The sequence below is a fragment of the Pseudoalteromonas luteoviolacea S2607 genome (assembly GCF_001625575.1).
GTDB classification, from domain to species: domain Bacteria; phylum Pseudomonadota; class Gammaproteobacteria; order Enterobacterales; family Alteromonadaceae; genus Pseudoalteromonas; species Pseudoalteromonas luteoviolacea_E.
In genome coordinates this window covers 63,643-75,567 of record NZ_AUXV01000015.1, presented here as the reverse complement: position 1 = coordinate 75,567, position 11,925 = coordinate 63,643, and the positions used below count along the sequence as shown (strand labels likewise).

Below are 11,925 nucleotides of genomic sequence, written 5' to 3'. Positions count from 1 at the left end.
GAGTAACGTTCATTAAATATCGATTAGTATCGGTATTGGAGATGCACATGATAAGAGAAAGCGCTAAAGCCGATCTGGAGTCAGTTTTACTTGTTTGGCTAGCAGCTTCTGAGCAATCCCACCACTTTGTGCCTGCTACATTTTGGCGTGAGCAGTTAGATTCGATGAAGGATGTATACTTACCCAGCTCAAAAAACTATGTGTACGTAAAAGATCACAAAATTGTCGGTTTTTACGCTTTAGTCGATAATACACTCGCCGCTATTTTTGTGTTACCTGAGCGGCAAGGCCAGGGCATTGGTAAAAAGTTGATAAAGGATGCCAAGCGCAGGTGTAGTAGCCTTCAATTGGCGGTTTATAAAAGGAATGTTGCCAGCGTAGCATTTTACAAAAAGCAAGGTTTTGTTATCGCTGGTGAGGAGTTAGAGCAGGTAACAGGCCAGCAGCAATTTATTATGCGCTGGCAAAACACGGTAGATGCCTAGTATTTAAGCTCAGGGGCTAATTATCTTGTGCAAGTTTGTCTCTGACAACCATTAGTGCATACCCTAATAAATTAAGACCTTGCCAATTTTTTGGGTCCGAAATTAATGGGTTGTCTTCACTAAGCCCAACGCCCCAAATTTTATCGACAGGACTTGCTTCAACTATCACGCTATGTGAAGTGTCTAGTAAATAAGCTTTTAATTCTGGGTTTTGCTCAAACTTAAGTTGGTTAGCTTTAACAACAATGTTGAAGCGCTCTGCATTCCACAGTTGTTCGTCAAAGTTTTTTACTTGTCTCCCAAGCTTTTTGGCTTCTTTCGGGCTCTCAGAAGCCAGCACCTTTGCTGCGACATCAAGATCATTAAAAAGGGTTGCTTTAGCGAACATCATATAATGCTCCGCGGTTGCAAACCGGTTGTTGGCGTCTGTAAATGGTGCATCAAACCATTGGCTGAAGCAAGATTTAGAAACACCATGTTTGGGTTTTTGATGACCCCAGAAATAAATGAATTTAGGGCTATTCCCTTGCTCTATATATGCAAATAAAGCTGCGTTATTGTCTATCAACTTTGTACTCCTAAGCTTATCTAAAGTTGAAAATATGCACTAATTATGTGGAGAGGTATATCTGGTGGGTTGAACCTAGTTTATCACAAACATGGTGGATAATTGGTTGCCGCCGTCAATTTATGAAAGAAATAATATCACCAGCGTACCTGATACCGGGATGCTGATTTTATCTCTGGGCTTAAGCCTGATGTTTAAGGCAAAAGGCTTATTGCCCAGAGGCAATGTGTTTTTCCAGTCTATAAGTAACTTCAAAACTTGTAGAGAGCATTGAGTCGTTTGCACAGCTTTATGTGTATTAAGCCAACTTTTTAATGTCGACGACGAACAAGCGTGTAATAAATATGGCCCAGTTCGTGCTAAAAGACGTAAACGAAAAGGAAAAACCGACTATCAGCCCAGTCAGAGCTGTGTTTTTATGGCATGTTTAATTATTAATCAATGACTCAGGCTGCTTGTTCGTGTAAATCTGCAAAAAAACTAGTGAAAAGTACTCGACAACGATTTTATTCAGTGTATCCTACGCCGTGTATGAAGATATTTGATTTATTTGTTGTTTGCTTTAGTTTCTGTTTTGTTCGTAAAACCTAATTTTAGTCACTCACTTTACTTCCAATACTGTACATCTTTTTTAAATTTTAACTAAATAGGTTCAATTATGTCTCAAGTAACAGGCACTGTAAAATGGTTTAACGAGTCAAAAGGTTTTGGCTTTATCGCTCAAGAAAATGGTCAACCTGACGTATTCGTTCACTACAGAGCAATTCAATCTGAAGGCTTCCGTTCTTTGACTGAAGGTCAAAAAGTTAGCTTCACAGTATCTCAGGGCGCTAAAGGTCCTCAGGCTGAAAACGTAACTGTAGTATAAATAGTTATGTTTGGGTGTGATTGCTAAATCACACCCAATGAATCCCCACTCAAAATTTTAATTTAAAAACCACCCTCCTAATTTATTAACCCTTTATTTGAAAACTCACTCCCTGTAGAGAAGTAGCTTTGGCTTGTTATGACAGATTGCAATATTGCAGCGAGCTATCACAGATACGTTTTACCTATAAAATATGGCTTTGCTTGCTTTGTTAGAAGTATCGACTTGAAGATTACGATAAATAAAGTTTACTTTTGAGCTATATTTCAGCAGCTTATTTCGGTACATTCTCAGTAACAGCTCCCAACAGTGAGAATAAAATGAAGCTTGATATTTTTATTGTGGATGCGTTTACCGATGCACAATTTAAAGGTAACTCCGCCGCTATCGTACCGCTAGAACAATGGATTAGCGATGAACTCATGCAAAAGATCGCATCGGAAAATAATCTTTCAGAAACCGCATTTATCGTTAAAAACTCAAGCAATGGCTATCATATTCGCTGGTTCTCGCCCCTGACCGAAATCGATTTTTGTGGCCATGCAACACTTGCTACCGCATTTGTGTTATTCAATCACCTAGATGTGCATAACAAGGTTGAGTTTACAACCAATAAAGTAGGAAGCCTCACTGTTACCTCTCAAAATAATGGGGAAATTGTGATGAATTTTCCTATGCAAAAACCTGAGCCAATATTAGATGTGCCAGCGGAACTTTTGGCTGGTCTTTCAATTACACCCAATAAGGTACTAAAAAATCGCCAAGCTTATTTCGTTGTGTATGACACGCAACATGAAGTTGAACAGGTGGTATATCAGTCTGATTTATTGAAGCAACTGGCACCTTTTGACGTGGTCGTGACAGCAAAAGGTGACGATGCAGATTTTGTATCACGGTACTTTTGGCCAGCTAACGGGGGTGATGAGGATCCAGTCACAGGTTCTATACACACAGGCCTTGCACCATTTTGGGCGGAGCAACTCAATAAGCGTACACTTAAGGCTTACCAAGCTTCAGCCCGTGGCGGGCATTTAACTTGTGATGTGGACTTTGACTCTGCTCGAGTTACTTTAGTTGGTGAAGGTGTGTTGTATTTAAAAGGGTGTATTTTCGTATAATAGACAGGTCACTTGAGAGAAGTCATGAATAAAGAAAGAATAGCAATATTAGGTTTACTATTTGTGGCGCTAATGGCAGCTATTACAGTCGTCGCCCATATGGCGTGTATTCCTTTAGGTGAATCCTGTTATCGCGCGCAATTAGCACCAGAATTTTTAATTGAATCTGCAATACAAGGAACATTGTTGGCTCCCATCGCGACTGTGTTTGTGTCGGGGTTATTTGCGCTGTGTGCTGCATACGCATTAGCAGGAGCCGGCTATATTGTGCGCCTACCATTAACGAAGTTGGCGCTAATTACTATAGCGATATTATGTACATTGCGCGGTTTAGCAGGTATTGGGGGGAGTTTTGTTGTGCCGGAGCTTGTCACTTTGTTTAGTGTAGTCGCGAGTGTCCTCTGGTTTGTCTGTGGCGTGTTCACTTTCTTAGCACTGAAGTGGTTGCCTTCTATTCCACCACTTCAGTCAAACACCGCTACAGATACTTAACGAGCCAGTTTTGGCTCGTGCGTTTGGTATTGAGGTAATACTTACACGGTAAATACAAAGTTATAGTAAGAATTACCCACATTAGATATGCGAGCCATAGGTTGGGTTGGTAAAGGGCTGGCCATGTTTCTGGGTTTTCAAGGAAGTTAACTGTGCGTCCATATTGAAGCCATGCGAACAACTTCGAGCTGAGGTTAATCACTGGAATATGGACTAAATAATAGAATAAGGGGACGCCTCCAAATACGCGTAGCCAATTAAGCCATAACGTTTTAGGGTTTAAGTCGCTCACCTTTTCTATGGCGATGAGCAACAGTAATCCTGGCCCTATCGTCATTAATAAATAAAGCAGTGAAGGAGGGTACTTGGTATTATTCAGTAAGGACATTAGTGAACTAATTACGCTAGCCTGCACTTCAAATTGATTAGGGTCTCCGTAGGCATTACTGACCTTGAGTATGATGAACAGCGCAATTGAAATGAGCCCGCAGCTTGCAAGGGCTTTGTATCTGGATGCGCTACTGATTGTAAATACAGGCGCGATACAATAACCAAGTGCCATGACCGCAAACCAAGGTATGAGTGGATAGACAATAAAAACTTGCAATTGATTACCTTGACCGACCACCGCTGGCATGTGTAATAAATGCCATAGCCAAGCAAGTTGAGGCCCCATTGCACTGGTTATTTCACTGTCATTGAGTAAGTTATGAAATGCGATGACAGATAATGATACGGCTGCAAGTAATTTCATAGGCAGGTAAATTAGTCCCGCAAGTAGGATCATAGACCAGCCGATAACCCATATGACCTGTAAAAACACAACGTCAAAAGCAAATTGCCAACTGAAGTTAATCACGGTTACTTCTAACAAAATCAGCCATAAACCTCGACTCAATAAATAATTTCGCAGTAATAATTTAGACTGAACCTTTTCTCTATAGAGATAAGCGCTGATACCTGTTAAAAATACAAACAAGGGGGCACAAAAATGTGTTATCCAACGGGTAAAAAACCAGGCTGGCGAAGTATGGTCTAAGTCAGTTGGTAGGAAAGGGGTAATAGCCCAGTAGTGGCGAGTATGATCCAATGCCATTAAAACTATAATAATACCGCGTAAAACATCTAGTGAGATCAGTCTATGTTGAGTTGTCACATTTCAAGCCTCGCTGCTTATTGTTTTTTATTTTTAACAAATAAAAAACAATATATAAACATTTTTGTGTTTTATATTCGCAGATGTATAGCTGGTATCGCTATTAAAATGAGAGCTGAGCGCGTATTTCGTTAATAGACTTCCCAAAATGTCGTTTAAACTGTTTTGCGAGGGCCTGAGTGTCTTGGTAACCAACCGATGCCGCTATGTCACCAATTCGCTGGTTAGAATAGATCAGTTCTTCTTTGGCTCTTTCAAGTCGAAGTAAGCGGATATATTCAAATGGCGTCATACCGATAGCAGACTTAAAACGCCTGATGAGCGTGCGTTCTGAAACACAGGCTAATAAAGACAACTGCTGGAGCGAATGCTGAGTTTTAAGTTGATTTTTAATATGTTGCTGCACCTTAAGTACTGTAGCGTCTTTGTGCTGCTCGAGTGCACTACTCATCAAAAATGCAGTTTGGTGAAGTTGGGGTTCAGGTATTGCAAGCCAGTTTGCGACCTTATTAGCGACATTGCTTCCGATTTGTTGAGTTATCAAAGCCAGAACAACATACATGTAACTATGTGCAGCTCCTGCGGTATACAAGTTTTGATCGCACAGGTAAATTGGTTTCGTGTCTAGTTTTAAGTGTGGATAATAACGATTAAAAAAAGCTTCGAGCCACCAGCTCGCTGTAAATTTCTGGTCGCTCAATAGGTCTAATGCCGCGGCATAGGCAACGCCGCAACACCCTGCTACGAGTGTTGAGTGCGATTTATTTTTCAGCTTGCCATGCAGTACCTTTTTATATTGTGAAAATAACTGGCACTCTTGCCATAGCTGTTTATCATTTTGATACTGGCTGCCAATAACGACTAAAACATCAAAATCAGTTAATTCGCTCAGTAGACAGTCTGCTTTAAAAACAAGCCCTTGGCTGCTCGTTATCTCTTTGTCTTCCAGAGCAACGATTTGCCACCGATAGAACTCCTTCTTAATCACACGGTTGGTTACATTGAGTACATCAACGATGCCCGTTAAGGCACTGGCCATAACGCCTTTTTGACATAGAAGCACTACTTTCATGTCGTTTTTACCTCGAAATGTGTCGCTAGTGCCACTTTAGGGCGCGCGGAGGTACTTGTAAAGTAGTCATACACTTAACAAAAGGAAATAACAGATGTGGATTCAATACCCAATTTTTACTCTGATTATACTGTTTCTCTGGCTTTGGTTGGCGACTGCTTGCATGCGTATCAAAGCGGTTCGACGCAAAGAGCTGTCGTTAAATGCAGTGAATTTTGTACTAAAAGAAGAAATGAGTACTCGGACACGATTGCTGGGCAACAGTTATGACAATCAGTACCAACAGCCCGTGTTATTTATCTGTTTATTACTGTTACTGCATGTTGAAGGTGCTTCGGGGTTGGGATGGTTCGTGTTATCGGCTGTCTTCGTCTTAGCAAGATATTGGCATTGTTATGAGCATGTACGTGGTACAAATATTAGACGCCGTACCTACGCGTTTGGCTTGTCGAGCTTAAGTTTGTTTATAGGTTGGAGTGTGTGGTTCGTCTTAATGTCGTTAGGCAAAGGTGGACTGTAACGAGCTCGATAGTTACAACAAAAAAGCAAGGCTAAGGCCTTGCTTTGGTAGGTATCATTGTTTTGCCACTTTAAACTGTGTGGCCCAGTGAGGATGCCTCGTTAAAAAACGAGGACATAATTTTTAATCGGGTTGATTTACTTTAACCATTCGATCATATTGGTGATGAGTGCTTGTGTAGAGGCTAGACCGTCCGCACCACCTACATCACATAAACCTAAACCGCAGCCATCAAAATGGTGATTGGCTTTTTCCAGTAAATGCAACTCACTGCCAGTGCGGCATTGGATCTGCGCATATTGTTTTGTAAACGCTAATTCATTGACCTGTGCTGGACCATTTAGGATGTCACCTGCTAATGCGTTACACAGTCTCAATGATTGACTAGGGGATACGATGGTGTCGGCCATACCATGGCTAATGAACATATCAGGTGCTAAAAACGGGTAATCTTCGATATATTCGAGCAAGCTATTGTTGACGATGACAGCTTCATTACCAGTTAACTCTCGCCAGTCTGACTTACCAGACAAGATGGCAATCATTCTCTCTATATAACCGTGCACATAAGTACCGTCTTGTACCTCCTTTAGCTGGTGTGCAAAGTCAGGCACTGGGAACATTGGCGCAATTTTCTCTACCATAAACGGAAATTGCTGAGACAACCACACCGACATATGACCGCCAGCGGATTGACCGGTTAAGCGAATAGACTTATTACTTTGAGTATATTTGTAGTTGTTGAACAGGGCCCACAAGTAAGCGTCGCGAATATCGTGCTTGCTGTCTTCGATGCTAACTTGGTTACACGCAGGTCCTGCTTCTCTATCTTCAACTAGGCGATAATAAGGCATATAGACCACGAATCCGGCATCGGTGAATTGTGCTATTTGTGCTTCAGCGGTACGCGCAGTGCCCAATCTTTCTAACCAACCTCCACCATGGATCATCATAAGCGGTGTGGCGTTATGATTGTTAGCGTTTTTATAAACACGCATTTCTAGGTGGCAAGCTCCTCGTTCACTGTATGTTGTTTTATAAGTCGTACGCTGTACCAAAGGCACTTCAGAGAAGTTTTGTGGGCGAGTTGTAACGGGAAGCGTTGCGCTATAACCTGGCATCCATGCATCGCGTACATAGTTTAGATCTTCACTACTGCCATATTTTTCAGCTTTGTAGTCAAACTCTCTGAGGCAAAACGCTGTGTCTGTTTCATTTTTATATTCAATTGCGCGTGTACATTGTGCGTCAGTGTAATACCAGCCTCTTGCAGCGGTGTGTGCTTGTACTTTTTTGCATTGTCCGTCTTGGCTAAATAGCTTAGGTAGTTGAGTAACAGCTGGTTTAGTCGCGACTGCAGCATAGCAGTAGCTTGCCCCACGTAAGATGCGCTCAATTTCAGGAGAGTTGTTGCTAAGCATTTCTCTTAGAGCTTGATCGTGCTCTTCAAAATAGCCCATACTGGCCGTCAACGGAGCATCCCCGTCTGTAGGTTGACCGCTCAAGTAATGAGTAAGTAGGTTTTGTGGATCTGGAAAAACAGAAGCATTGGCAGTAACAGATAACGCGAACGCGACCCCGCCAAGTAAGTGTGATACGTATTTCATAATGGTTCCTTGTTGACTTACTGAGAATAAAGACGGGGAAGTTTTTCAAATATTTAGCTAATTTATAGTTTTATTTATGACAATTTTGTTGGGGCTCCAAAATGCGTAACGATTAGAGCTGTCACAGCCTGTAGTAAGATGAGTAATCGTGGTTTCAGTCAACTTGAAACGGGTGGGATTATAAAGGGAGTCTGCGACCTAAATGAAATAAAGCCCCATTTAGGGGCTCTGCGTGGTGTGCTTAGTCGTTCATCAGTTGATTGATGTATTTGACTGGTGCACTACCATAACTCAAGAATTCTTCATGGAAAGCTTTTAAGTCAAAATCTTTACCTAGTTTCTCTTTTTGCTTTTCACGTAAATCATAGATTTCACGATAGCCGCTGTAATAACTGGTTAATTGCACTTGGCTTAATGTCGCACGACGCCATTTACCTTCGGCCTCAGCACGTTCTTGAAATGCACCATTCATTAACAGATCAAGGCCCTCGTCACGGCTAATTCCTTTTACTTGAATGCCATAATCTAAAATGGTGTTGCAGATAACACGCAAGTTCCACTTGTAGTACATAAGCCACATTTCAGGCTCGTGATCACCATAGCCTTCCTCTAGCATCATGCGTTCAGTGTACACCGCCCAACCTTCGATCATTGCGCCATTACGCAAGATGCTTTTCACCAATGAAGGAGATTTGTTAGCGTATACAAGCTGGGTGTAGTGGCCTGGGACTGCCTCATGGATATTGAGGATCTGTAAAATCCAGTGGTTGTACTCTCTCAATATTGAGCTTGCTTGCTCCTCGCTGCGCAACTCCAATGGCTCGACGTTGTAATAAGTATTTTCTTTGCTGTCGTAAGGGCCTGGCGAAGAAATCGATGCCATTGCAAATCCGCGCATGTATTCTGGCGTCTCACGCACTACAAGTGGACGTTCTGGATCAAGCGTGATCAAGTCTTTTTCCATTACAAACTTTTCTAGTAATGGGATCTGACGTTTTATTTCGGTTACGAAATTTTCTTTTGCAACATGATTTTGTGACAGGTGTTTAATGAGCTTTGAGATCGCTTGTGTATCATCAGCTGGTCTTTGGGTATCAGCGAAGTATTTAGGCCAAAGCTGGTCGGTGAGTCTAACCATTTCTTTGGTTACTCGGGCTTTGTCTGCAAGTGCTTTTTCATACATTTTTTTTGCTGAGTAACCTGACTGGATATCAAATGCAAACTTCTCTTCGTATAACTCTTCACCGATCCTAAAGCTACGCGCTTTGCCATTTTCGGCCAGCTCAGTCTCAAGCTTAGTTAAAAAGTCTATATAACCATTGATTGCTGTTTTAGCATCTGCAAAGCGTGTTTTAAACAGTGCTTTTTCTGTCGCTGTGAGCTCCTCAGATGCATCGACTTGCTCAAGCAAATCATCTTTTAACACTGAGAAGGCACCTTGATTCTGAGCAATGGCCAATTGAGTGTATTCAAGTGTTGGTGTGTCAATGTTTTCCTGTGCCGCAGCATAATAATCAGGCACAAACTTTAGTCGCTCTAATACCGTTTTGTACTTTTCAGCTTCTGACTTGAAGCGACTGTTTAAGATGCTTGCAAAACCGTATGAGACGTTGTAGTTAGACGGGTTCCATTGCCAGCCCTTAAACTTTTCGATGTCCCAAATCGCTTTTTTCAAGCTGTTTTCGATTAAGTAATAATCGGTTTTTTGGTTGCCACTTAGCGTATTGAGATCAAAGCTGTATAGCTCGGCGAGTTTTTCTTTGCTGAATTTGACGTTGCTCGCGCGTGTTGCTGAATTTGGAATGGTAATGACATCATCATATTTTCCATAGCCTGCGTACTGAGAGTACTCGGGGTATTGGCGCCATAAGTCTTCAATAAATTGCTCTGAAAATACCTTGAATGTTTGGTTTTGCGTAACTTGTGCTATAGGCTTTGACTGAGTCTCAGTCGTTGAATTAGTTGAAGTACAGCCTGCCAACGTGAGAGCAGCAGCGACAGCAAGGGTGAGCGCGGTCTTTTTCATTCGCTTGTTCCTATTTTTTAATTTTGGCTATCATAGCAATTTTTTGCCGCCTTGGCTTGCTCTGGGTGGTCAAGCCAGACTGCACCATTAGCTTCTGTAGCTACAATATCCTCAGGGTTGTACATGGGGCATGATTTCATCGATAAACACCCACAACCAATGCAGCCGTCGACCATTTCTCTTACACGCATCATGTAAGCAATTTTTTCATCTAATTGTGCCTGCCAAAAGCGTGACATTCTTGCCCAGTCTTCTTTATTTGGGGTTCGGCTTTCGGGCAGGGTGGATAGGGTCTGTTTTATCTCGATTAACGAAATTCCCATTTTCTGCCCTGCTTTGATTACTGCAATACGCCGTAAAACGTCTTTTTTGTATCGCCTTTGGTTTCCCGCGTTGCGCCAACTGCGGATCAGGCCCTTAGTTTCATAAAAGTGCAATGTAGAAACCGCGACGTCTGCACGCTTGGCCACTTGCCCTACACTGAGCCTGGGTTCATCTCTTTCACTTGCCACAGTCATTTTATAGCCCCTTGAAAAAATGCTTAAAAAATTCTTTACCTAAAGCTAGGTTGAGGTTTTAGCCTAGCAGCAAATCAACCATAGGAGAATAACTTTGAAGACAATAATTGTGTACTCAAGTGCAAGCAAAAATGGTAACACGGCGCACGCAGTAGAGGAGCTAGCGCGTGAGTACAATGCCCAGACGCTTTTTTTAGATGACTATATAATTCATGACTATAGCTATGAGCACGCCAACAAAGATGATGATTTTAGGGGCTTATTCCGAGCGGTTTTACAGTATGATCATGTGGTTTTTGCATCCCCTGTATATTGGTATGCCGTCACGCCGAGAATGAAGGCGTTTATTGATCGTATCACTGAATTTATGGATGACGATGTACTTCAGCCTGAGCTTAGAGCACTGCGTGACAAACATTTTTCTATATTATCTACATCTATTCATAAAGATGCACCCAATGCCTTTATAGAAATGCTGCAAAAAACATTTGAGTATTTAGGGATGACACTTAAAGGTACTCACCATAGGCAATTTCAAGCACAGCCTTAGTCTTGATTGCTATTTAGGTGCTGCGTTTGGAATTGTTTCGGGGTTTGGTTAAATGCTTTTTTAAAACTTCGACTCAATTGGCTGGGGTGGCTAAACCCCAGCGCAAACGCGACGCTTGTCACATTTTGACCTTGTTTGAGTTGGTCACGAGCAGACATTAACCTTTGCCCATGCAACCATTGCTGAGGTGTCGTGCCCATCATAGCTTTAAACTGATCAAAGAATTTGCTGCGACTCATACATGCAATTTTTGAAAGCTGCTCAATGTTCAAATGTTGCGACAAGTCTTTTTGCAAATAATCAATTGCGGCATGTATGCCTGTACTGAAATGACCGTGGCTTATTTGTTTAAATAAAAAGTCACGACTTTGCTGTTGCAATAACCGTGCGACCAATTCGTTTAACGCCAAATCTATGTAAAAGGCACGTTGTGGGTCATTTTCGCTAAAGAGCTGTATCAGCCGGTTTAGCAACTGCTGAGTTTGTGCGTTATGCTCATTGTGCACTAGCTCATTATGGTATTCAAAGTGGCTTTGTTGTGTCGGGTACTCACAGTTGAGCCTATCCGCCACAGACGTAATTTTGTCTTTACTTATTTCAATTGCAAGGCACGTGGTAGGTTTATCTAAACAGGCTGTTGGGAAATCGATATAAACAGCTTGATGCGGTGCAAGTACGAAACTCTCATTTGGCAAAAATGGTTTATGGTAGTCGCAGCTGTCGACATGCATGACTTTTTTACCCGCTAACATTCCGCAAAATAAAACCTCACTGGAACACAGACGAATGCGTTCTGCATTTTCATAAGTATCATAGATACTTAGCTCAACATCTTTGGCTGCAAAATGAACCCGATTCTCAACCAATGAAGAAACTTTTTGTCTTTGCTTGTTCAGTTGTTCTAGCATCTATGTATGTTCCTTGTTTGGACTCGTGCGCAAACTT

General features: G+C 41.8%; 13 protein-coding genes. 6 read left to right on the top strand and 7 right to left on the bottom strand.

Translation table 11 applies throughout. The features are described from left to right. The first annotated feature begins 47 nt into the window (after nt 1-47). On the top strand, nt 48-485 hold the full coding sequence (locus tag N480_RS09265) for an N-acetyltransferase (RefSeq protein WP_063372230.1): 438 nt from the start codon (nt 48-50) through the stop codon (nt 483-485). A gap of 16 nt (nt 486-501) precedes the next feature. Here N480_RS09265 and N480_RS09260 read toward each other — a convergent pair whose 3' ends face one another. Beyond that, nucleotides 502-1,053 (bottom strand): NADAR family protein, encoded by a 552-nt coding sequence (locus N480_RS09260; protein ID WP_155732806.1) that lies wholly within the window; start codon nt 1,051-1,053, stop codon nt 502-504. Nucleotides 1,054-1,711: 658 nt separating this feature from the next. Here N480_RS09260 and N480_RS09250 point away from each other — a divergent pair. The 3 genes from N480_RS09250 (at nt 1,712) to N480_RS09240 (ending at nt 3,531) form a co-directional block, all read left to right on the top strand. After that, a complete protein-coding gene (locus N480_RS09250; protein WP_063372227.1) occupies nt 1,712-1,921 on the top strand; it encodes a cold-shock protein in 210 nt (69 codons plus the stop codon). 320 nt (nt 1,922-2,241) lie between these two features. Further along, entirely contained in the window at nt 2,242-3,039 is a 798-nt protein-coding gene (locus tag N480_RS09245; RefSeq protein WP_063372226.1) for a PhzF family phenazine biosynthesis protein, read from the top strand. 24 nt (nt 3,040-3,063) lie between these two features. Continuing rightward, on the top strand, nt 3,064-3,531 hold the full coding sequence (locus N480_RS09240; RefSeq protein ID WP_063372225.1) for a hypothetical protein: 468 nt from the start codon (nt 3,064-3,066) through the stop codon (nt 3,529-3,531). On the opposite strand, the gene N480_RS09235 is transcribed toward N480_RS09240, so the two are convergent. Together N480_RS09235 and N480_RS09230 are read right to left on the bottom strand one after the other, a co-directional pair. Next, nucleotides 3,518-4,687, bottom strand: a complete 1,170-nt coding sequence (locus N480_RS09235; RefSeq protein ID WP_063372224.1) for a DUF1624 domain-containing protein — start codon at nt 4,685-4,687, stop codon at nt 3,518-3,520. The genes N480_RS09240 and N480_RS09235 overlap by 14 nt on opposite strands. Before the next feature lie 103 nt (nt 4,688-4,790). Then, nucleotides 4,791-5,759 (bottom strand): GlxA family transcriptional regulator, encoded by a 969-nt coding sequence (locus N480_RS09230; protein WP_063372223.1) that lies wholly within the window; start codon nt 5,757-5,759, stop codon nt 4,791-4,793. A gap of 94 nt (nt 5,760-5,853) precedes the next feature. On the opposite strand from N480_RS09230, the gene N480_RS09225 reads away from it, so the two are divergent. Then, nucleotides 5,854-6,279 (top strand): MAPEG family protein, encoded by a 426-nt coding sequence (locus tag N480_RS09225; protein ID WP_063372222.1) that lies wholly within the window; start codon nt 5,854-5,856, stop codon nt 6,277-6,279. Nucleotides 6,280-6,416: 137 nt separating this feature from the next. Here the strand turns inward: N480_RS09225 and N480_RS09220 are convergent, their stop codons facing one another. The 3 genes from N480_RS09220 to soxR all read right to left on the bottom strand — a co-directional run bounded on the left by N480_RS09220 (nt 6,417) and on the right by soxR (nt 10,430). Beyond that, the gene (locus N480_RS09220) at nt 6,417-7,886 is read right to left on the bottom strand and encodes an alpha/beta hydrolase (protein ID WP_063372221.1); all 1,470 of its coding nucleotides are present in this window, start codon (nt 7,884-7,886) and stop codon (nt 6,417-6,419) included. Between the two features lie 241 nt (nt 7,887-8,127). Continuing rightward, nucleotides 8,128-9,912 (bottom strand): DUF885 domain-containing protein, encoded by a 1,785-nt coding sequence (locus N480_RS09215; protein WP_063372220.1) that lies wholly within the window; start codon nt 9,910-9,912, stop codon nt 8,128-8,130. Nucleotides 9,913-9,929: 17 nt separating this feature from the next. After that, on the bottom strand, nt 9,930-10,430 hold the full coding sequence (soxR, locus tag N480_RS09210) for a redox-sensitive transcriptional activator SoxR (RefSeq protein ID WP_063372219.1): 501 nt from the start codon (nt 10,428-10,430) through the stop codon (nt 9,930-9,932). A 94-nt stretch (nt 10,431-10,524) separates the two neighbouring features. On the opposite strand from soxR, the gene N480_RS09205 reads away from it, so the two are divergent. Beyond that, complete coding sequence (locus tag N480_RS09205) at nt 10,525-10,980, top strand: flavodoxin family protein (protein WP_063372218.1); 456 nt, start codon at nt 10,525-10,527, stop codon at nt 10,978-10,980. Here the strand turns inward: N480_RS09205 and N480_RS09200 are convergent. Beyond that, nucleotides 10,977-11,888, bottom strand: a complete 912-nt coding sequence (locus N480_RS09200) for a helix-turn-helix domain-containing protein (protein WP_063372217.1) — start codon at nt 11,886-11,888, stop codon at nt 10,977-10,979. The two genes, N480_RS09205 and N480_RS09200, sit on opposite strands and share 4 nt — an antisense overlap. Between the last annotated feature and the right edge of the window lie 37 nt (nt 11,889-11,925).